At 56.5% G+C, this 19,929-nt stretch carries 21 protein-coding genes; 19 read left to right on the top strand and 2 right to left on the bottom strand.

What is annotated here, in order from left to right:
* Positions 1–240 precede the first annotated feature (240 nt).
* The 4 genes from ACXX81_RS13130 to ACXX81_RS13115 all read left to right on the top strand — a co-directional run bounded on the left by ACXX81_RS13130 (position 241) and on the right by ACXX81_RS13115 (position 4,077).
* A complete protein-coding gene (locus ACXX81_RS13130; protein WP_458571851.1) occupies positions 241–1,860 on the top strand; it encodes a methyl-accepting chemotaxis protein in 1,620 nt (539 codons plus the stop codon).
* A gap of 517 nt (positions 1,861–2,377) precedes the next feature.
* Complete coding sequence (locus ACXX81_RS13125) at positions 2,378–2,839, top strand: hypothetical protein (RefSeq protein WP_458572616.1); 462 nt, start codon at positions 2,378–2,380, stop codon at positions 2,837–2,839.
* A 476-nt stretch (positions 2,840–3,315) separates the two neighbouring features.
* Positions 3,316–3,672, top strand: a complete 357-nt coding sequence (locus ACXX81_RS13120; protein ID WP_458571850.1) for a hypothetical protein — start codon at positions 3,316–3,318, stop codon at positions 3,670–3,672.
* 72 nt (positions 3,673–3,744) lie between these two features.
* Positions 3,745–4,077 (top strand): hypothetical protein, encoded by a 333-nt coding sequence (locus tag ACXX81_RS13115; protein ID WP_458571849.1) that lies wholly within the window; start codon positions 3,745–3,747, stop codon positions 4,075–4,077.
* Positions 4,078–4,262: 185 nt separating this feature from the next.
* Here the strand turns inward: ACXX81_RS13115 and ACXX81_RS13110 are convergent, their stop codons facing one another.
* Positions 4,263–7,469, bottom strand: coding sequence for a type III effector HrpK domain-containing protein (locus ACXX81_RS13110; RefSeq protein ID WP_458571848.1), 3,207 nt, complete (start codon positions 7,467–7,469; stop codon positions 4,263–4,265).
* A 460-nt stretch (positions 7,470–7,929) separates the two neighbouring features.
* On the opposite strand from ACXX81_RS13110, the gene ACXX81_RS13105 reads away from it, so the two are divergent.
* The 7 genes from ACXX81_RS13105 (at position 7,930) to ACXX81_RS13075 (ending at position 13,729) form a co-directional block, all read left to right on the top strand.
* Positions 7,930–8,091 carry a hypothetical protein gene (locus ACXX81_RS13105; RefSeq protein ID WP_458571847.1) on the top strand — a complete coding sequence of 54 codons (162 nt, stop codon included), beginning with the start codon at positions 7,930–7,932 and terminating at the stop codon, positions 8,089–8,091.
* 175 nt (positions 8,092–8,266) lie between these two features.
* Entirely contained in the window at positions 8,267–9,154 is an 888-nt protein-coding gene (locus ACXX81_RS13100; protein ID WP_458571846.1) for a SctD/MshK family protein, read from the top strand.
* Positions 9,151–9,510, top strand: coding sequence for a hypothetical protein (locus tag ACXX81_RS13095; protein WP_458571845.1), 360 nt, complete (start codon positions 9,151–9,153; stop codon positions 9,508–9,510). Before ACXX81_RS13100 ends, ACXX81_RS13095 begins: the two co-directional genes overlap by 4 nt.
* A complete protein-coding gene (locus ACXX81_RS13090; RefSeq protein WP_458571844.1) occupies positions 9,510–9,860 on the top strand; it encodes a tetratricopeptide repeat protein in 351 nt (116 codons plus the stop codon). The genes ACXX81_RS13095 and ACXX81_RS13090 overlap by 1 nt, the downstream gene beginning before the upstream one ends.
* On the top strand, positions 9,860–12,001 hold the full coding sequence (gene sctV / locus ACXX81_RS13085; protein ID WP_458572592.1) for a type III secretion system export apparatus subunit SctV: 2,142 nt from the start codon (positions 9,860–9,862) through the stop codon (positions 11,999–12,001). The genes ACXX81_RS13090 and sctV overlap by 1 nt, the downstream gene beginning before the upstream one ends.
* On the top strand, positions 11,998–13,308 hold the full coding sequence (locus ACXX81_RS13080) for a type II and III secretion system protein family protein (RefSeq protein ID WP_458571843.1): 1,311 nt from the start codon (positions 11,998–12,000) through the stop codon (positions 13,306–13,308). Before sctV ends, ACXX81_RS13080 begins: the two co-directional genes overlap by 4 nt.
* 13 nt (positions 13,309–13,321) lie before the next feature.
* A complete protein-coding gene (locus ACXX81_RS13075) occupies positions 13,322–13,729 on the top strand; it encodes a hypothetical protein (protein ID WP_458571842.1) in 408 nt (135 codons plus the stop codon).
* A gap of 11 nt (positions 13,730–13,740) precedes the next feature.
* Here the strand turns inward: ACXX81_RS13075 and ACXX81_RS13070 are convergent, their stop codons facing one another.
* Positions 13,741–14,523: a tetratricopeptide repeat protein gene (locus ACXX81_RS13070; RefSeq protein ID WP_458571841.1), complete on the bottom strand. Its 783-nt coding sequence runs from the start codon at positions 14,521–14,523 to the stop codon at positions 13,741–13,743.
* A gap of 223 nt (positions 14,524–14,746) precedes the next feature.
* Between ACXX81_RS13070 and ACXX81_RS13065 the strand changes: the two genes are divergently transcribed.
* From ACXX81_RS13065 to ACXX81_RS13030, 8 genes are read left to right on the top strand one after another with little or no spacing between them, the layout of a single operon-like run.
* Positions 14,747–15,304, top strand: a complete 558-nt coding sequence (locus tag ACXX81_RS13065; RefSeq protein WP_458572591.1) for a type III secretion protein — start codon at positions 14,747–14,749, stop codon at positions 15,302–15,304.
* A 56-nt stretch (positions 15,305–15,360) separates the two neighbouring features.
* The gene (locus tag ACXX81_RS13060; RefSeq protein ID WP_458571840.1) at positions 15,361–15,579 is read left to right on the top strand and encodes a hypothetical protein; all 219 of its coding nucleotides are present in this window, start codon (positions 15,361–15,363) and stop codon (positions 15,577–15,579) included.
* 9 nt (positions 15,580–15,588) lie between these two features.
* Positions 15,589–16,059: a hypothetical protein gene (locus ACXX81_RS13055; RefSeq protein WP_458571839.1), complete on the top strand. Its 471-nt coding sequence runs from the start codon at positions 15,589–15,591 to the stop codon at positions 16,057–16,059.
* Positions 16,060–16,062: 3 nt separating this feature from the next.
* Entirely contained in the window at positions 16,063–16,845 is a 783-nt protein-coding gene (sctJ, locus tag ACXX81_RS13050) for a type III secretion system inner membrane ring lipoprotein SctJ (RefSeq protein ID WP_458571838.1), read from the top strand.
* A gap of 17 nt (positions 16,846–16,862) precedes the next feature.
* Positions 16,863–17,471 carry a type III secretion protein gene (locus tag ACXX81_RS13045; protein WP_458571837.1) on the top strand — a complete coding sequence of 203 codons (609 nt, stop codon included), beginning with the start codon at positions 16,863–16,865 and terminating at the stop codon, positions 17,469–17,471.
* Complete coding sequence (sctL, locus tag ACXX81_RS13040; protein ID WP_458571836.1) at positions 17,471–18,064, top strand: type III secretion system stator protein SctL; 594 nt, start codon at positions 17,471–17,473, stop codon at positions 18,062–18,064. The genes ACXX81_RS13045 and sctL overlap by 1 nt, the downstream gene beginning before the upstream one ends.
* Positions 18,061–19,389, top strand: a complete 1,329-nt coding sequence (locus ACXX81_RS13035; protein ID WP_458571835.1) for a FliI/YscN family ATPase — start codon at positions 18,061–18,063, stop codon at positions 19,387–19,389. Before sctL ends, ACXX81_RS13035 begins: the two co-directional genes overlap by 4 nt.
* Before the next feature lie 16 nt (positions 19,390–19,405).
* Positions 19,406–19,879, top strand: coding sequence for a hypothetical protein (locus ACXX81_RS13030; protein ID WP_458571834.1), 474 nt, complete (start codon positions 19,406–19,408; stop codon positions 19,877–19,879).
* The last annotated feature ends 50 nt before the right edge of the window (positions 19,880–19,929 follow it).

Genomic DNA, 19,929 nt, shown 5'->3' with positions numbered 1-19,929 from the left:
CAATGTTATGCATAAAGTGAATGGTCTGAAATCTTAGCTCAAGACGTGCTCGCTGGCGTTGATCCTGTTCGGCGCCTGCACGGCATGTGCAGGTGTGCTGAAAAACGTAAAGGCGCAAGGTAGCCTTTAAGTTATCGCCATTCGCCAGCTTTATCGCCTTTCGACCGCATCCTTAAAGTTTCCAACTTTGTGTCGATTTTATTAAAAACTTCAATAAACGTGGGAAAGCAGGAGTTCTATATGCTTCTTAGAAACCTTAATTTAGCTCCTCGCGCGGCTCTGTTTTTCGCTTTAATCATCGTGCTGGTTTTGGTGCTCGGCTCATTCGCCATCCTGCAAATGGGCAAGCTAAAGGACGCCGAAAAAGACGTCGAACTCAAATGGATGGCTAGCATCCGGCAAACGGCCTTGATGAGTAATGGGGCCCTGCGTCTGAGGCTCGAAACACGGAAAAACCTCGCGGAACCTCAATTCATTCAAAAGAACATTGAAAAATTCACCGCCTACCGTAAAGCGTTTACCGATGCGGTAACGAATTATGAACGCCTCATCGCGAGTGATAAAGAACGCTCGCTTTATACGCTGGTAAAAAACAGTTCCGATGCCTATTCCAAACAACTGGATCTTCTCGAACCGTTAATGAGGAAGAGTGAGATAGCGGAAGCGGCCAATATGGTGAGTACCAACCTCCGTCCTCTGACCGACAACATGGAGCAGCAGATCAAGGATTTGACCCGTTTTAACGATGAAGGTGCGGCACAAGCTGGGCAAACCGCGACCGATCTCTATAGTAAGGGCCTTTGGCTTGTTGTCGCACTTATAGCGGGCGTAATTATTTTGACGGCTGCGTTGGCATTATTGCTGACGAAAAGTATTACCTCCCCGCTTAAGGACGCCCTGTCTATTGCAGAGCGTATTGCGGCCAGTGACCTTTCCAGGGAGGTATTGTTCAGCGGGACTGACGAAGCCGGACGACTGTTGAAAGCGCTCGCGCAGATGCAGACAAACCTGCGTACCACGATTATGCAAATCTCGGATTCGTCCACCCAACTGGCCTCTGCGTCAGAAGAGATGACAGCGGTCACTGAGGAGTCGAGTCGAGGTCTTGTCACCCAAAATGACGAGGTCAATCAAGCTGCCACCGCTGTCACAGAAATGAGCGCAGCCGTTGATGAAGTCGCTCGTAATGCGGAGTCTGCTTCCGAAGAGTCAAGGCGCTCCCAAGTCTATACCGAAATAGGTTTGGCGCGAGTAGCTCAGACATTGAAGTCAATGCAAAAGCTGAACGCTAACGTTAAAAACACGAGCGAACAGATTCAAGGGTTGTCAGATCGCGCCCAGGGCATCACTAAAGTTGTTGAAGTAATTCGGGCGATTGCAGAACAGACCAATCTACTGGCATTGAACGCTGCTATCGAGGCCGCACGCGCCGGCGAGCAAGGTCGTGGGTTTGCAGTGGTTGCTGACGAAGTAAGGGCTTTGGCGCATCGCACCCAGTTATCGACCCAAGAGATCGAGCAGATGATTACTGCCATTCAGAGCGACTCAGACCACGCTGTGAAGGCAATGAACACGAGCAGAGACCTGGCGACCGAATCGCTTGGCGTCGCCCAGGAGGCCAGTACCTCGCTTGATCAAATATCAATGGCGATTGTTCAAATCAATGAACGTAACCTCATGATCGCCACGGCTTCTGAAGAGCAGTCGCACGTTGCACGTGAGGTCGACCGCAACCTGGTCAGTATTCGTGAGCTTGCAACACAGAGTGCGGCAGGAGCCAGCCAGACGGCCAGTGCGTGCGGTGAAATGTCAAAACTGGCGATTAACCTGAATCAGTTGGTTAACCGATTCGTGCTGTAAAAAAGGCCGATTAATCTTGACTCAATCAAGCTTAACGTAATGCCTTCATGACCGATGCTTAGTGCGCCGATCCCGAGGGAGTGATCCTGGATGTGGGGCCGGTACCGGGCCCTGCGTGCAGGTGATCGCTGATACGTTGCCCGGCGTTCGGATCCTCGCGGGGGAACCCTCAGCCGCGACGCTCGCGGGGCTGGTGGGGTGGATCATACGCAGCGCAGACTTCTAAAATGCTGTATTCGGCAATATTTTTTTGTACAAAGCCTGATCGAGTATATGGCGAGGTTGGGCGTTGACAGCTATAGAGCCCATATAGCGCTGCACATCCGGATGCGCCAAGTGCTATTTATTTTTCCAAAATTCTCATGGGTGCTCACTTGGATACGTTTCACATTGGTAGGCATGTTTATTTCTGTGAAACGTTGTGAAGCCTCTCTATAAAAAGCTTTTTCCCGTGCTAGCTTGAACTGCCGGAGATCGTCACTGCGGCGATACCATCATTCGAAGGGCAGCAGAGAAAATGAGTAAAGTGTCCGCCACCAGTAGTCAACCCGCTAATCAGAGTTCGTCTACGCCGTCGTTCGACGACAAGTTGAATATAGCAAAGTCGAGCAAGATCATTGCCGACTACATGAGGCAGACGGGTAAGGGGGCGATTACCGGTCAAGAGCTTGCCCAGTTAGCCCGCGACAACTCAGGTAAAACCCCCGCCGATGTCGCCAGCGCCGCGGATTATATGCAACGCCATCCAGATGTATTTCGTGCCATCGAAACCCACGATGTTGCTCATGAAGATAACCTTTCCGGTGTCTGGAACTTCGATTGGGCGGCCAATGGTGGATTGAATGGTACTGCCACTGACGCGATTGCGAAGATGCAGGATACATTCGATCTGGCTATCGCCAAGTCGGCTAAAATCACTGAGCTCAGCACTGGCAAAAAGGCCGAGCTGGATTCTACCAAGCAGCGACCTGGTAACTGACCTGCGTCTGCAGAAGTAAAAATCCCCTGGAGGGCTAGGGGATTCTTGCCCTGGGCGAGTTTACAGAAGAGCTCAACCTCATAACAGAAGGGAAGTAGCTGAGCAGTATCTTTGCTGAACCCTGACTGAACTGATGGAAAAATTACAATTTCCCTATAGAAAACCTGCTGCAGCGAGATGTCATACTGAGATTGAAGACATCTGTAATAAGTAGAGTACAAACACTTGCGCTGCATAAAAAAATTATTTCAATCACACTCCAATTATCGCTGTTACGCATTTTTGGATGATCATGGCTGCTGCCAGGGATTCATGCATTCTTGTGTGCCGCCGCTCGGTGAAAATTGGGTCGAAGTCATCGAGATTCGTTTGAGCTGGCTGCAAAGTCCATTGCCTACCAGCGCCCTTACTCACAGCAACAAGACAAATCAGCCTCTTGAAGGCATAGCGAACGGGTACGAGACAGGAGTTTCTCAATGAATCCCAGTTTTGAGCGACATATTCAACAGGTCTTCGAAAGCGCGATGACTGCGGCAGAAATGGCAGCGATATCAAGTAATGCGCATAACTCGAACGCTGACAATAAAAGTGTGCGCGGCTATGCCGATATTGTTGTAATTAATGCAAGCGAAAGACTTCTAAACGTTCTTGGAAAATACACGAAAATCGTTGAAGCAAAACCGGGCCTATGGGTGTTGGGTGAATTCACGCGCCAACTCGGCGACTTTGCACTTTTCGTCAAGGAGGCGGCAGTTGACGCTGCTCTACAGGTATTATCTGATGGCATAGACGAAGCGGATGGTCAGTTTCGAGCGCCTAGTTGGGTTGAGTAAAAAGCATCGGGCGCGTCTCTGTAATGATGCTGACTCTAATATGTGTATATTAAAAACCGGAGTGCTTTAGCCATGAAATATCCGCTGTTATTGTTGACCCTGGGAGCGCTCTCCATCTCCTCACTGGATGCCGAAGCGATGGAAGTACAGGCGCCCTCGTCAAACGCTCAGTCAACGTTCATCGTATTGTGTGATTGTAATACGCAAGCGAAACGGACGTGGATCAAACACGAAATAAAAAAAGCCGGCGGTAAAATCATGTTGACGTATGAGAACCTTGGCGGCTTTGCCGTCAAAACGTCGAAGTCAACCGATCCGGGCCAACTTGAACAGCGTTTGCGTCGCATACCGGGTGTCAATACGGTAGAGCTTGATGGCGAGGCTGGCATCAATACAGAAAGTTGAATGCGTCAAATATATCGGATTTCATCGACTGCCTTTAATCATGCTTCCTCCGCCCTGAGGGGAGGCGCAGGCTTAAGAAGCCGGCATGCGTTCGAGCCGATGAATATCACGTCGTTGCTGCCGGAACGCTTTAATTGGGTGCGGGGGCGACTTCCCCCCGCTACGGTTAGCCTCTCCTGGCCAGATCAGGCGCTTTTATTTCTGCCGGCCTCCCTATCTGTTTTGTCCCAAGGACGCGCATTATCGGTTTTCAAATTTAAACCATTGCGGTTGCCAAGACTGGTGCCACCTGCCAGGAATTGTTTCCAAAGGTTCTTGTTTTGAGGATCGCCGTCCTTATGGAGATAGGGGGCAAGACGAACCAATGAACTGCCTTTTTCACCTTTGGTTTCCTTGAAATGTTTCCACTCATCCGCCTGGAACTCGAACATGGAGTTTTCTTGCGGAGTGTCCCGGCTACCATACATATAGGTGGCGTAGCGGGCGTATTCGAGCTTATCGCCCCAGTCGTCCTGGGTAACTCCGGCGTCGGCCAGATTCTTGAAAAACTTGCCTTGTGAGTCGGTCAGTTTCTGCCGTTTGGCATGCTCTACTGCTTCGGCGATCATGGTGCCTGCGATACCAAATACCACTCCGGCTACAGCAAATACTGGCCCTGCGACGCGAGCTCCGATGGCCAGTCCACGCACTACCGTGGTTGCGACATCACCGGCCAGCTTTGCCGCCAGGTGCGCGCCTTTGGGGGCGAACATGGCAACGGTGTTGGAAATACCCATACCTGTTCCGGAGATACCGGAGCCGAGCGAAAACGCAGCGTCAACCTTTTCCAATTCTGTTTTGGCATTCTGGAGCTTGCGGGCACCAGACACGATATCCATGACCCCACCTGTCACGTCCAATGCCGACCCGCCCATAAAGCGCAGGAAAGAACGTCCGGCAGCCTTGGCAGCGCTATTTGATTTAGCAATGTCTGCGCTACCGGAGATGTCCTTGACGCCCATTTTCTCACCAAGAGACTGAACGATTTTGTCATATTCCTTGAACTCTGCAGCGGACAGGTGAGTGGCATCAAGATTCTTGAGCGTGTCTGAGGAAGTTTTAACGCGAGTGCTGATTGCGTCTGCAAGCGCGTCTGACGTTGCGGCTTTTTGTTTGCCCCAAAGATCAGGGAAGTTATCGTCCAGCAGACCGAGCCATTGAGTCGCCTTGATTTTTGGCTCGCGTATTCCGTTATTATCCACAGCAGGGTCATAGGATCGTTTGCCGCCAGCGGTCTCTACTATATTTGAGCCAAACTTGAGGAAGTCGTTGGTGAAACTCAAACCGCCTATCAAATCACGCGCCGCAGCGATTTTCTGATCTTCTGTCATACCCTTGCCGCCGTTGGCGAGCTGCATGGCGCCGCTGACCAAGCCCATGGTTCCCGACATCGCGCTCAGCGCTCCAGTGGAACTGGCCGAATGCAGGACCTTTTTGAGGGTCCCAGCAGTCTCTTCTCGATTTTTTGAAAGTCCCTTGAGTTGAGTGTCGACCACTTTGTCGATTGCCTTGGGATCACCACTGATGGCGGCGAGGCGCACGGCGGCTGCAATATTTTTGTTCTCGTCAGGTGTCAGCCCTTTGATATGCCCATCGAGAATGTCGACTTCATCCATCATCTTTTTGTACATGTCGTAAGCTTTATTACCCTTGTCCAGCCCATTCGTGACGCTGATGAGTCCACCTTTCATGATGCTCACCGTTGCACGCAGGCCACTTTGGGCATTTTCCGGCGACACCGTGTCTGGATTTTCCATATAGGTGTTCAACTGATGCGTCATCATATTCTGATCGAACGTCTGGCGGCGCGCAGTGTAACTGTCAGGTTCCAAAATACGCAGGGAGTCGAAATACCTGTCCACGTCCAGTTCTGCGATCTTTTGTTTTTGCGGATCACCAGAGTCATTCATGGCAATCACGTAGTCTTCGAAGTTAGTGTTCGCATCACGCGAGTCCTCCTTGAAGAGGGCAGGGAAGACCTGTTCGCGCACTTCATTCAACCGATCCCCAGGCAAACTGCTGACGCTTTTCTGAAGTGCTTCGTTGTAACGATGTTTAACTCCCTCCTTGCCCATTAGCGTGGAAATTTCTTTGGCAAGTTTTTTCTCATCAACGATTTCACGTATGTCTTTTCCATTGAGCGTGGTCGGTTTTTTATCCGACTCACGGTATGTACTGTTGCTGCCCACGTTTAAATTGATGGCCTCTGCGTAGCCGTTGATCTCGTAGCCGCTACTCATGGCAGCCTGGGCTTCGATCAAGTTGACCATCTTTGCTTCATCTGACTTTTCGGATAACTTTCCACTGCTGATATCGTCGCGAATGCCCTTCACAAAGTGCTCGGAGGTTTGACTGCTCACGGTTTTATCGTTGGTCAACTCCATATCCATCAGGCCCTCAGCGCCGAAGGTCGGAATTTTGTACTTGTCGCGCAAGCTCTGTACGTCCTGTGGCTCATCAGGCGGTGCAGCCTTATCCGAATGTATTTTATCTTTCACATGAAACTGTTCGCCCTTAAGGCTGGCATAGCCATACTTGCCAAAGTCCTGTAAACGACCGGCTTCCGTACCGTGCTTCGCGTCACCGTCTTTAGTGAAGCCGTTGATGCTGTCGTTATCTCCATCAATCGCCAGGTAACCGGTCAGTTCCTTACCGTTCTCATCAAAGTTGACCACATGTTCAAGTACTTGGGTGGCACGATAGGCCGCATCGGCGTCGTTCTCGAAATCGCCGACTTGATTTTTGAGGTTGTCCTTCACACCACTCTGATTGCCCAGATTTTTAAGCAGTGGTGTTGCGTCGATAATGTCCTTGGCTGAGCGTGTATCGCCCTCAGGACGTTTCTGCTTGTCACCCAGATCCGATACCAATTCCCCACGCAGGCTCGAATAGCCGTATTTGCCAAAGTCTTGCAAGCGGCCAGCCTCCGTGCCGTGCTCGGCTTCGCCGTCTTTGGTAAATCCATCGATGCTATCGTTATTTTTATCAGCAGCGTGGTAACCGGTCAGCATCTTGCCGTTTTCATCGACGCTGACCACATGTTCGAGCACTTTGGCAGCGCGATAAGCGGCATCGGCATCCGTTTCGAAGTCGCCCACTTGTTTTTTGAGGTTGTCCTTAACACCGCTCTGATTGCCCAGATTTTTTAGCAGTTTTGTATCTTCTATAATTTGCTGTGCCGAGCGACTATCGCTTTCAGGACGTTTTTGGCCTTTACCCAACTCATCACGTGTAGACGGTTTGACTTTAAGCTTGGCGTTTGCAGAAGCCAGCTTGACGGAGTTTTCCCAGGAGTTGGTGGTGTTTTCAGAGGCCGAAGCATTTCTTGTGTTGTTTTCTACTTTCGTAACCATGGTCAACTTCCTAAGTTTTGGTGATGTTGAAAAGCCTTCAGTGTTGAGTTAAAGGCGTTCGCAAGGCTGCAGGCTCGGCATGCCGCCGTTTCCGTAGTTCCCTCATCAAAAAGCATTGAATTAATTGATAAAAAACGGATATGGGTACGCGAGGGGAGTATTTGAACTTAACATGGAGAAATGCAGCTGGCGTCAATTTTTCACAAGAATTCACATCTGCTAAGTTTCACTGGAATCGGAATAAACAATAATGGCTGAAGGCTAAATGATATCTCCCGCGAAGCTGGCTAGTTGCCTTTTAACGTTTCACAAATTTTCACAGCGTTCTGCGAGTTGATCTGAGTAGTATCGGTTCGTGCAGGGCGGCAGGCTACTTGTAGTTATTTGCCTGGTCGCGCTGCCTAAACATGTGTGCCGCTTTGCGGCTGAAGATATTCCATCTAAAGCAAGGAGATACAAAATGAGTTCAGTTCCTCCAGCAAACTCCGGTGGCGCAGATGCAGCGATCGCGAAAATGGAAGCCACATTCAACATGGCCATCGAGAAATCGGCAAAAATCACCGAGCTGACCACAGCCAAAAAAGCTGAGCTTGATGCAACCAAGCAACGTCCTCAGAACTGATATTACTGTGCGAGCAGTCGCGAGGCTGCTCGCTAGCCTGGCGCCTCGCGCCGCATTTGCATTGTTTTATCGGTGTCTGACTCGACCTTGTCTGTACGTACTACTCGGGTAACCCGACATGACAGCTCTTACTTTTGCAACCTCGGTGCGTGGTTCATCGGCGCCAGGAAAGAGCATGGCGCTGCTCAGCATCACCCATGGCCTGCATCAGGGCGTAAGTATCGCCCTCGACAAAGCTGCCTACATTATTGGAAGCGCCGGTAACGCAGATTTGTTGCTCAGTGACGCAGGCATTGCCGAACGACACATGGTCCTGCGCTTCTCGTGCGGTCAGGTGGCGGTCGAAGCCCTCGGCGGCGATGTCACTGTCATGAAGCGCAACGCTCAGGCGATCACGGTTTGCGCCGGCAGCGGCCACTGCGCAAAACTTCCCTTGGTCATCCACATCGGCGCAGCGCGACTGACCCTGAAGGATACCTGCGTTAAGACCCGGGCTGCGCAGCGCGCCGTGCGTGCCTCGCGGCGTGTACCGCGATGGGTTATTGCGCTGGCGTTGATGTTTTTATGCGTCGGCGCGTTTGCGTTTCGCGGTCAGCCCGTGTCGTCGTTGGCGCTGCCCACCCGCAACCCACTGGTTGCGCCCTCCGATGCACAATATCCAGACACCGTAACTGCCGCGCAAGCCGCGCTCTGGCTTGAGCAGCAACTGACGGCTGCCCGTTTGAGTCATATAAAAGTCACCGAAGGTGATGGCCAGCTCCTTTTGCAGGGCAGCTACGAGCCCACTCAGAAGATTCAGTGGATGGATGTGCAACAAGCCTATGACAGTCGCTTTGGACAACAAGTGGTTCTGCATGCCGATGTTGCTCCCCGCGCTGAAGTTGCCACACCACGGGTTCGCTTTCAGGCCGTCTGGTTCGGTACTCATCCCTATGTCGTCAATGACAGCGGCAAGCGTCTTTACCCAGGCGCCGCACTGGCCGATGACTGGACGTTGGAGCGTATCGAAAACAATCAGGTGATCCTTGCCCGGGGTGAAGAACGATTCACCTTTACCCTATGAAAATCGATCCTCGCTCGCTGCCGCCGGCCATCGCCGACAAACCTCCTGCGATTGATGTTGTCCAGTCGGCGAAGCCGCGCCAGGGGGCGCGTTTCGATGCGGTCCTGAGCAAGCGTGGGGGCCTGGCGCGCCGCACATTGCGCGACGATGTCGAGCAGTCTTGCAGTGTCAGCGGGATCAGTCCGGAAATATTTGGCTGTACCCGCTCGCTGGAGATCCTCGAATACGTCCTGCACAACGTCTTGCCTGATCTGGACGCTGAGCCGCAGATAATGGCCTTGGCCCATGACCTGATCAGCGAGGAAATCGACGTGCGACGCAGCCTGGAGCAACAGCGCGCCGAGGTGCAGGCCTGATGCGCGACGAAACGCTCAGCCGTGAAGGGCAGGAGGCTGTCCAGTTGCTCAAGGGCATCGGTGAATTGTATCGCCGTGGCGGTCAGGCGCAGAAAGGGCTGGTGATGCTGCTGATTGCAGTTCATCTCTCTCCGCGCGATCCCATGTTGCTGCGTGCTCTGGCGATGGCCTTCACGGATAGCGCTCAACCAGACCGCGCGTTGAATGTGCTTGACCGGTTGGTGGCTGCCGAAGGCGAGTCGCCGGGTGTGTTTTTGCTGCGCAGTCGCGCGCTGTGGGGAGCCGCCCGTAAGGAAGATGCGCGCCAGTGCTTCAAAAGTTATCTGGCCGCCCGGAGAGCTGCGCGATGATGCAGGTCATGAACCGCCTCAACGTCCTGGCCAGCGTTGCCGCCAGGCGCAGCGACGTGATCATCGTCGCATTCATGTTGATGGCCATCGTGATGATGATCATCCCGTTGCCCACGTGGCTGGTCGACGCATTGATCGGCCTGAATATTGCTTTGAGCATCCTGATCCTGATCGTCGCGTTTTATATTTCGCACTCCGTGGAGTTCTCCGCGCTGCCCCCGCTGATTCTGCTCAGTACGTTGTTCAGGCTTTCCCTGTCGATTACCACCACACGTTTGATTCTGCTGGATGGCAACGCCGGCCACATCGTCAAGGCCTTCGGTGACTTTGTCATTGCAGGCCAAGTGATCGTTGGCCTTGTCGTGTTTTTGATCATCACGGTGGCGCAGTTCGTGGTGATTACCAAAGGTGCCGAGCGCGTGGCCGAGGTCGCGGCGCGCTTTACCCTGGACGCGATGCCCGGCAAGCAAATGAGCATCGATAATGACTTGCGCAATGGCGACATTGATCAACCTGAGGCCCGCCGCCGTCGCGCGCGGCTTGAGCGCGAAAGCCAGATGTTCGGAGCCATGGATGGCGCGATGAAATTCGTCAAAGGCGATGCAATCGCCGGACTGGTCATCCTGTCGGTGAACCTGTTGGGCGGCATGTTGATCGGCATGGTCGAGCGCGGTATGTCATTCGGCGACGCGGCGCACGCGTACTCGCTGCTGACAGTAGGCGATGGGCTGATTGCACAGATTCCTGCGCTGTTGATTTCAGTCGCGGCGGGTACAGTGGTGACTCGCGTCAACAGCGACAGCGCGCAAGGCAACCTGGGCACGGAAATTCTGCAGCAACTGGGCGCCAGTCACATGGCGTTGGGTCTGACGGCCTTGATCCTGCTGGGTGTCGCCTTGCTGCCGGGGTTCCCTGCACTGGTTTTCATTGGCCTGGCCACGGTGTTGGGAGGCGCAGCCTTCGTCATGTTTCGACGTGGCCAGGTCGTCAAGGCGCTTTCCTCTGAAACTGTCGACGAAGCGGCCGACGATCAGGAGCATCTGCCTGAAAAACCCATGATGCCTGGCAAACCACTGGACAGCCGTTTATTGCTCAGCATGGGGGCCGTGTTGGGACAGGCGGCGCCGGAGCTGCGTTTGCGCCAGCGGCTGGAGGCGCTGTGTCATGAGGTTCGAGCCGACCTGGGCATCGAAGTGCCAGTGCCGGGGCTTTACGTCGACCCGTCAATGCCCGCCAATCGCTTTGTCATCGAGCTTGAGGGCGTACCGATCAGTGAGGGCGAGTTACCTCCCGACCATCTGTTGCTCAAGGATGACCCGGTGCATGCGCACTTGATGGATATTGTGTTGCTGGAAGTCAACTCGCCCTTGAGTCGACGACCGGCGCAATGGATTGCACTGCATCACCAGGACAGCCTGCAAGAGGCCGGCATCGGCTTTATGCTGCCCGACGAAGTGTTGCGCGCCGTGGTTGATCGCACGCTGCGTCGTTACGCTGCAGATTTTCTCGGGATTCAGGAAACCCGCGCAATCCTGGAGCACATGGAGGGCCAGTACGGCGAACTGGTCAAGGAAGTGCTGCGCATCGTACCGCTGCAGCGCATCGCGGAGGCACTGCGCCTGTTGATAGCCGAAGGTGTTTCGATTCGGAATCAGCGTGCGTTGCTTGAAACCATGGTCGATTGGGGCTCGCGTCAAACCGACGCACCGGGCCTGTCCGAGCACCTGCGCGCTGCGCTGGCACGTCAGATCAGCCACCAGTTCGCCGACCGCAACCGGATCATCAGCGCATTCGTGCTCACACCCGATCTCGAAGAGCAGTTGCGCGCGAGCGTGCGGCGCCTGGAAAACCCTGGCGATTCACTGCCTGAACACATTAACCGCGTGCTGCTGACACAGTTGCGCCAGGCCTGCGAATACTTGCCTGAGGAGGGCAGGACGGTGTTGCTGGTCCATCCCGAATTGCGGCGTGGCATGCGCCGCCTGGTGATGCGCGGCGAGCTGGAGCTGGCGGTCCTGTCGTTTCGCGAGCTGGCCGGCGAATACAACCTGCAGTCGCTCTGCTGCGTTGGCTTGAACGAAATTACTCATCGACGTCCAGTCAGCGGCGTCCCGATTACTCCCATGGCGAGTGCCTCATGATGTGTTTTGGGCGGTTTCGTGGCGTTTGGATAGTCGTCGTTACAGCGCTGGTGCTGCCAGTGGTTGCGTACGCCCAGGCCATTGCCGAAGGCAGCACCGGCAACCTTGACCTGGCCTCAGGCGAAGGGCGCATTCTGAACTTCAAGGCCCCGGTCGACGCAGTATTGGTCGCCGACCCAAGTGTAGCCGATTTACAGGTGGTGTCACCGGGAGTGATTTACGTATTCGGCAAGGCGCCCGGGCAGACCAGCCTGATCGCGCTCAGCGCCGAGGGCAGGCAACTGGCAGCGTTGAGTCTGTCAGTCGGCAGCAGCACCGAGGCTATCAGTCGTTCATTAAAGGCGTTGCATCCGGGCAGCAGTGCGCAAATCTCTGCGTCGGGCAATCGAGTCGTTGCCAGAGGCAGTGTCAAAAGTGTGGACGAGGCCACTGATCTGAATGCACTGCTGAGCACCGAAGGCCAGAATTTCAAGAGCGCGATCAACGGTGCGTCGTACGAGGGCTCGGCGCAGGTCAATATTCGCGTCAGGTTTGCCGAGGTGTCACGTTCTGAGCTGCTGCGCTACGGCGTCAACTGGAATGCGCTGTTCAACAACGGAACGTTCTCATTTGGCCTGCTGACGGGTGGCGCACTGGCGGCCAGCGCAGGTTCCAACGTGGTCAGCGCCGCACTGGCGTCGGGCAATGTGAATGTTGACGCTATGCTTGAGGCGCTGCAAAGCAACGGCGTACTCGAGATCCTTGCCGAGCCGAACATCACGGCCATGACCGGTCAGACTGCTAGTTTCCTGGCTGGCGGCGAAGTCGCCGTGCCGGTCCCGGTAAACCGCGACCTGGTTGGCATTGAGTACAAGCAATACGGTGTGTCCCTGCTATTCAGCCCGACGGTGTTGCCCAACGGCCGAATCGCCCTGCAGGTGCGCCCCGAAGTCAGCAGTCTGATGGGCTCCAGCACCGTCAGCGTGGGCGGTTATCAGGTGCCGTCGTTCAGGGTACGGCGTGCCGATACGCGGGTGGAGGTCGGCAGCGGCCAGACCTTCGCAATTGCGGGGCTGTTCCAGCGCGAAAGCAGTCAGGACGTCGAGAAGGTACCGATGCTGGGCGACATGCCGATCCTTGGCAATCTGTTTCGCTCCAAACGTTTTCAGCGCAATGAAACCGAGCTGGTGATTTTGATCACGCCTTACCTGGTGCAACCGGTGCGTGCGCGAAACCTTGCCACGCCACTGGACGCTAGGCCCGCCGATACCACCACGGCCTCGGCAGGCCCGCGAAACGGCGGAATGTTCGGCTTCTACATGAATTGAACAAGGAGCAACCATGAATCGTGTACTGCTGCTGATCGGCCTGGCGCTGACGCTGCTGGGGGGCTGTAAAACCCGGCTGTCACCCGCGAGCTATTCACCGGATTATCAAGCGCTGACCCGTACCGACGGCCGCATCGAACTGGTCCCGGTGGAGTGCCTGAAGCCTCCAGCCGAGGACCAATGGGATAACGATGAGGGCTCGCAGGTGCGGCTGTTGCCACCCGGATGCGCGAGCAATCTTGCGCTGTTGCAAATGGTCGAGCAGCGTTCGGATCTGCTCCAGGGCAGGGTGACCGGGCCAACTATGGCGGCGCCTGTGGGGCGTGCGGCGCAGATTTACATTGATGGCTACGACCGTGAAGAGCTGCGCCGACGCCAATCCGAGCAGCAGGCCAGGGCCGACAAGCAGGAGCGCCAATGAAAAAGCTGCCGCTATCGGGTATCGATCAGGCCGAGTTCGCGTGCCTGGACCTGCGGATCTTTGATGGCCTTGATGCGTCGCGCCTCGGTCAAAAGCTTCTTGCGCTCTGCGCCGGAAATGTCGTCAAGGCTCAGAGTGCGCAGGTCTTTTTCGCGGCCGGCGAGCACGCTGATCAACAATGCGTTGCGTTGGTGCCGGGGCAGGGAGAGGGCAGACTCAATGACGGTATGAATGGTGTCCAGAGCCAGCTGCGGCTTGCCGTCCAGAGCGTAAGCCAGGGCGAGGTTGCTACGCGTATCGAGGTCGTTGGGGGTCAGTGCAAGACTTTGGTTGAACGCCGCCTGAGCCGCATCGGATCGGCCACGCAGGATTTGCGCAATGCCCAATCGGTTGAACGCTTCGGGTTGATCGGGATGGGCACTGGCCTGGGTCAGCACCGTCACCGCGCGGTCCAGTTTGCCCAGACGCAGTTGTGCGGTGCCCAGCCCCAGCAAGGCAGCTGCGCTGTCCGGTTGACGTTCCAGCGCTTGTTGGAAGGCGCGCTCGGCACCCCGCGCATCGCCACTGGCCAGTCGCGCTTGGCCCAGTTTGAGCCAAGCATCGAGCTGCGCCTGTGGCAGTTGCGTGGCCTTCTCATAAAGCCCTGCGGCGCTGACGTTGTCGCCGCGTTTTTGCAGGTCGGCGCCCAACCCCATGAAGCGTTCGTAACTGCCGTCGGAGGCGGGCGCAGTACTGCACGACACGAGTGTGACACTGCCAAGCAACATCAACATGGAGGCAAAGCGACTGGGCATGGAAAAGGCTCTTTGGTCGAAGACGGTGGGGCAATCGCTCAATCAGCCGCAGGGGCAGACCATCCGAAACGGCTCACCCGACGGGAAAATCATTTTATCGACTTGAAGCGCAATAGCGAACGTTATGTACGCGGTGATTGCTATTGCGCAGTCGCGACGCGAGGGAGACGACGTCATGGGTAATCGCCGATTCATGAAGTGCTCTCTCTGGCTACTGACGGCGATGCTGATCGCTGCCGGCGTACAGGCTGAAGACAGACAGATCGGTGATGCACCGCAGTGGTTCACCGAGCCCTACGCCTATGTGCTGGTCGAACAGGATGTACGCGCCGCAATGGAGGAGTTCGGTCATAACCTCGGACTGATCGTGGTTATGTCGGACAAGGTTCGCGGCAAGTCACGCAGCAGGGTTAGAGGCGACTCAGCAGGAGATTTTTTGACGCAACTGTGTGAGTCCAACGGTTTGAGCTGGTATTTCGACGGCAACATTCTGTACCTGAGTACCGAAGCGGAAACCGGTACGCGCCTGTTCAAGGCCCAGGGGCAGAGTCTCGAACAGCTTGAACACTACCTGGGCAGCCTGGATGTCTACGGCACACAGCTGTCGTCCCGCGCAGGCCCCGATGGCGACGAACTGTTTGTCTCGGGGCCACCGGCTTACCTGAACATGGTTCAGCAGCATGTTGATCACCAGCAACGCCCCGTCACGGCCCCCCTCGCGCTTGAGCGCGGTGTGCGGGTATTTCGTGGGAGCGTGGTGACCACTGAAATCAGCCACTGAACTGCGACCAGCAAGCGAATAACCCAGCGAATAACCCACTGGTAAGGAGCAATACGATGTCAGTCAGCCCTGTCGACAGCAGCACCCAGGTCACCCCTACGGCGGAAGTGCAGTTCAACGCCGCAGTGGACAAATCCAAGTCGCAAATGAGCGAGGACGAACTCACCGAAGCCCTGGTTAACCAAGCTGTGACCGTCGGAGGGCAGTTCATCATCATGCCCAAGGCCCAGGAAATGCTCAACGAAGCTCAGTCTTCCGAAGACGACGAAGAATAGGACACCGCCATGACTGCAAGTGTCGCAGCACCCGCCACGGCGGCATTGCCGCCGTCAGGCGCGCCGGGAGGGCTGCAGGCCTCTCAGAACCTGTTCGAGCACATGGCCGGCAGCGCCAAAGGCATGCCCCAGGGCGCAAGCCCCCATCAGATCGGCGAAGGCCTGATGGAGCGCCTGAATGGATTCATCGACCGCTCGCGCAGTTTTTCCGAACGGGCCGACGCGCTCAGCAGTGGCTCGCCGCCGGGCGCCGCCACAGGGCCGGTGAATACGCAGGCGTCGTCGGGTACGGATAAGCCGGCGTCGGCGCAACAACGTGCCGACGCCGGGCAACCGCCTAAAAAAGTCGGCGAACAGCAGGTCGATCAGATCGTCCATTCGTTGGGCCGGATGTTCGACTATTCAATCGAAACGCAAATGGTAGTGCGCGGCGCGACGCAGATATCCGGCTCCGCCAACACGCTTCTGAAAGGTCAATAAACCATGTCCAATCACTGTCGTGCCCTGCGTTTGATGATTGTCATGGCCCTCGCCGGGATGCTGCAGGCCTGTGATATCGACCTGTACACCAACCTGGGCGAACGTGAGGCCAATGCCATGGTGGCCGTTCTGTTGCGCGACGGTGTACCGGCCTCGCGCAAGGTGCAGGACAACGGCCAACTGACGGTAGTGGTGGACGAAAAACGCTTCGCCGAAGCCATGGCGCTGCTCGATGATGCAGGTTTGCCGGGGCAGTCGTTTTCCAATATGGGCCAGGTTTTCAAGAGCAATGGCCTGGTGTCGTCGCCGGTTCAGGAACGGGCTCAAATGGTCTATGCGCTGAGCGAAGAGCTGTCCCACAGTGTGTCGCAAATCGACGGCATCATCTCCGCCCGGGTGCATGTGGTGCTGCCGGACAACGACTTGCTCAAGCGCGTGATCTCTCCGTCTTCTGCATCAGTGCTGGTGCGCTATGACCCGGCCACGGATATCAATCAATTGATCCCGAAGATCAAGACACTGGTCGCCAACGGGATTTCCGGTCTGAACTACGAAGGTGTCTCGGTGACGGCCATCAAGGCGACTGTCCCCAGTCATCGCGCTGGTGCTCAGCCTCGCTTGGCGAGCTTTCTGGGCGTGTGGGTGCTCGAAGACAATCTGTCCCGGGTGCGCCTGATGTTCGGGTTGTTGCTGCTCAGCAGCCTGGGGCTCACCGGTGCACTTGGCTGGCAGCACTGGCAGCGGCGCCGTGCCCGGTCGGTGTACGTGCTGGAGGACGCGCTATGACGGCTGCACCACCCCCCATGCATGCCTGGCTCAGCTTGATCGAGTGCCCGCTGGACTTCGTTGCCAGGCGCCATTTGTTTGAGTGTTGGCCGCAGCCGCCGAGCGATCAACAGCAGGCAATGTTGTACGCCAAGCCGCGTTTTCAGGCGCGTCTGTTACACCAATTAATGCACCACTTTCACTTGGCTGAGCTGCCATCGGTGTTGCCACCGGACGAGCAGGACTTGCCGGTGTTGCTGCTTTCTCCCGAGGCATTCAAGCGCTTGCCGCGCCTGTGCGGCGCCATCTGGCACGCGGGGGCGTTAAGCCGCGAAATTCGCAGTGACAGAGTCAACGTATTGCGCGATGCGCTGGGCAGCGAGGTATTCGCCCTGGCTCTGGCGCATCGCTCGCTTGCACGCGATGCCGACCCGTTGCGTCAGCCTGACGAGTTGCTCGAGTCCATTGACCGCGATGGTGCCAGTTGCGTAGAGGCATGGCTGCAGCAACAGGCCCCAGAGCTGCGTGAGTGGCTCCGTCTACGTCTGGAAGGCGCGCAGTTAGAAAACCGGCCCACGGCAGGCGGGGTGAGTATTGTACGATGCGCCGCCGCGACGTTGCCGTTAACTGTCGGGGAGGTCGCCTGATGAGCGAGCTACCCGCCCGTCCAGCAGCGCGCATTCTTCGCGCCGAGCAGGCTGACCTCTGGATTGATGGTTATGCCTTCATTCAGGCCGCCAGAAAGGAGGCGCAGAACCTTCGTACCGATAGTGCCCGCTGGCTGGAACAGGCTCGGGAAGCGGGCTTTGAAAGTGCTCGCCAGCAAGGCGCTCAGGAAGCGGGAGCATTGTTGATCGAGACTTCGTTGAAGGTCGATACCTGGCTGTCCGGTCTGGAAGCAGCCATGGCTGATCTGGCCATGGGCATTGTGCGTGAAGTGCTTGATGACATGGATGATGCCGAACGTATCGTGCGTTGCACCCGTAAGGCACTGAGCGCATTTCGCCTGGATCAGTCACTGAGCCTGTTCGTACCTCGCCAGGACCTCGAGGCAGTGCGTCGTCGTCTGAAGCCGGAACTGGATAACGCTTTGATGATCACGGTTGAATCCGATGAGCAACTCGCGCCCGGCCAGGCGCGGCTGAGCAGTCCAGTCGGTACCGTGGAACTGGGGCTGGAGGCGCAATTGAACAACCTGCGCCGCTGTTTGCTGCCGTTTGCCGATGAGCCGCAGTCATGAGTGTTGATGTGCAGGCGATTATTCCGCGTCTGGCCGAACGTCTGAGCCAAGCGCGGCTGCGCCCCATGAAAGGCACCGTGCGCAGTATTCGCGGGGTGCTCTTGCGTGCCAGTGTCGCCGGTGTGCATATCGGGGAGCTGTGCCAACTGCGCGATCCGAGCAGCGGTCGCAGCCTGGCGGCGGAGGTCATCGGGTTTGAACAGGACGAAGCCATTCTGTCCCCCATCGGTTCAATGGAAGGCCTGTCGACGCGCACCGAAATCATCGCCACCGGCGAAACGTTGGGCGTCAGCGTCGGCGATGCACAGTTGGGGCGGGTGATCAGCCCGATGGGTGATTATCTGGATGGCAACGGCGTCCTGCCCCTGGGTATCGTGCGGCAATACCCGTTACACGCCGAACCGCCCGCACCCTTTTCGCGGCAGTTGATTGTCAAACCGATGTCCCTTGGCGTGCGCTCCATCGATGGCTTGCTGACCCTGGCTCAGGGGCAGCGAATGGGTATTTTTGGCGAGCCGGGTGTGGGCAAGTCCTCGCTGTTGGCAAGCATCGTGCGGCACACCGATGCTGATGTCATCGTCATCGGTCTGATCGGCGAGCGTGGTCGGGAAGTGCGTGAACTGCTGGATGTACAACTGGACGCCAAGGCTCGCGCGCGCACCGTTGCGGTGGTCGCGACCTCTGATCGACCCGCCGCTGAACGGGTGCGCGCGGCTTATGTCGCCACGGCGCTGGCTGAATATCATCGGGATCAGGGGCGCAATGTTTTACTGCTGATGGACAGCCTGACCCGGTTCGCTCGTGCGCAACGGGAAATAGGCTTGGCAGTGGGCGAACCGCCGACCCGGCGCGGCTATCCGCCCTCATTTTTTTCCGCATTGCCGCGTCTTCTGGAGCGTGCAGGCCCTGGCCCGATTGGCAGCATTACCTCGCTGTACACGGTACTGACCGAGGGTGACGTGTCCACGGATCCTGTCGCAGAAGAAGCCCGCTCGATTCTCGATGGGCACATTGTGCTCAGTGCTGAACTGGCTCAGCGCAACTATTTCCCCGCAGTAGACGTGTTGCGCAGCCGTAGCCGCTTGATGGATCAGGTGTGCAGCGATGAGCAGCGTCAACTGGCCATGCGTATCCGCGAACTGATGGCTCGGCGCAATGAAATTGAATTGCTTCTGCGCGTGGGTGAATACGCTGCCGGGAGCGATCCGCTGGCCGACGAAGCCATCGCACGGCATGACGCCATCGAAACGTTCCTGCGCCAGGATGCAACTGAACCGAGCAGCTCCGACCAGACGCTCAACCACATGCGACAGGTGCTGGCATGAAAACTCCGGAGGTTTTGTGAAGACCAATGATTTACGCAACTTGCAAGCCTTGCGTCAGTTGCGCGAGCAACGTGCCGCCAGCCAGTTGGCCGCTCAGCAGCAACGTTGTTGCGACACGCACCACGCTCTCGATGACGCTAGAGAGACGCTGCGCCTGCACCGGGAATCGCTGGCTCGCGAGGCCGAGCGTATCTATGGGGCTTTCAGCGACGGGCTATCGATCCATGCCTGGCAAGCGGCCCAGGAGCATTTGAACCAGTTGGCTGGCAGCCGGTGTGAGCTGCAAGCGTCAGTCGAGCAGATGGCGCGATGTCTCGAAGTACAAGAGCAGGAGCGCGACGTGTTTCACGCTGCCCGCGTGGTGCGCCAGCGTCAGGCACTCGCGTGCGATTTACTGCTGGAAGGGCGCCTGCAGAGCGAACGTCGCGCGTGGGACTCTCGGGACGAAGCCGACGATATACCTGTATCGGCGCCAAGGGGCCTTGCATGACGTGCTGTGAGCGCGAATGTTTGACGCAGGTCCCACACACTCACACAGCG

It is taken from the genome of Pseudomonas sp. GNP013 (assembly GCF_054343995.1).
Note: the sequence above shows the minus strand (reverse complement) of the source record. Positions and strands in the feature narration are given on the sequence as shown.

Coding starts and splice junctions, on each gene's coding strand:
- ACXX81_RS13130 (WP_458571851.1), top strand. CDS start 241: ATGCTTCTTAGAAACCTTAATTTAGCTCCTCGCGCGGCTCTGTTTTTC.
- ACXX81_RS13125 (WP_458572616.1), top strand. CDS start 2,378: ATGAGTAAAGTGTCCGCCACCAGTAGTCAACCCGCTAATCAGAGTTCG.
- ACXX81_RS13120 (WP_458571850.1), top strand. CDS start 3,316: ATGAATCCCAGTTTTGAGCGACATATTCAACAGGTCTTCGAAAGCGCG.
- ACXX81_RS13115 (WP_458571849.1), top strand. CDS start 3,745: ATGAAATATCCGCTGTTATTGTTGACCCTGGGAGCGCTCTCCATCTCC.
- ACXX81_RS13110 (WP_458571848.1), bottom strand. CDS start 7,469: ATGGTTACGAAAGTAGAAAACAACACAAGAAATGCTTCGGCCTCTGAA.
- ACXX81_RS13105 (WP_458571847.1), top strand. CDS start 7,930: ATGAGTTCAGTTCCTCCAGCAAACTCCGGTGGCGCAGATGCAGCGATC.
- ACXX81_RS13100 (WP_458571846.1), top strand. CDS start 8,267: ATGGCGCTGCTCAGCATCACCCATGGCCTGCATCAGGGCGTAAGTATC.
- ACXX81_RS13095 (WP_458571845.1), top strand. CDS start 9,151: ATGAAAATCGATCCTCGCTCGCTGCCGCCGGCCATCGCCGACAAACCT.
- ACXX81_RS13090 (WP_458571844.1), top strand. CDS start 9,510: ATGCGCGACGAAACGCTCAGCCGTGAAGGGCAGGAGGCTGTCCAGTTG.
- sctV (WP_458572592.1), top strand. CDS start 9,860: ATGCAGGTCATGAACCGCCTCAACGTCCTGGCCAGCGTTGCCGCCAGG.
- ACXX81_RS13080 (WP_458571843.1), top strand. CDS start 11,998: ATGATGTGTTTTGGGCGGTTTCGTGGCGTTTGGATAGTCGTCGTTACA.
- ACXX81_RS13075 (WP_458571842.1), top strand. CDS start 13,322: ATGAATCGTGTACTGCTGCTGATCGGCCTGGCGCTGACGCTGCTGGGG.
- ACXX81_RS13070 (WP_458571841.1), bottom strand. CDS start 14,523: ATGCCCAGTCGCTTTGCCTCCATGTTGATGTTGCTTGGCAGTGTCACA.
- ACXX81_RS13065 (WP_458572591.1), top strand. CDS start 14,747: ATGCTGATCGCTGCCGGCGTACAGGCTGAAGACAGACAGATCGGTGAT.
- ACXX81_RS13060 (WP_458571840.1), top strand. CDS start 15,361: ATGTCAGTCAGCCCTGTCGACAGCAGCACCCAGGTCACCCCTACGGCG.
- ACXX81_RS13055 (WP_458571839.1), top strand. CDS start 15,589: ATGACTGCAAGTGTCGCAGCACCCGCCACGGCGGCATTGCCGCCGTCA.
- sctJ (WP_458571838.1), top strand. CDS start 16,063: ATGTCCAATCACTGTCGTGCCCTGCGTTTGATGATTGTCATGGCCCTC.
- ACXX81_RS13045 (WP_458571837.1), top strand. CDS start 16,863: ATGCATGCCTGGCTCAGCTTGATCGAGTGCCCGCTGGACTTCGTTGCC.
- sctL (WP_458571836.1), top strand. CDS start 17,471: ATGAGCGAGCTACCCGCCCGTCCAGCAGCGCGCATTCTTCGCGCCGAG.
- ACXX81_RS13035 (WP_458571835.1), top strand. CDS start 18,061: ATGAGTGTTGATGTGCAGGCGATTATTCCGCGTCTGGCCGAACGTCTG.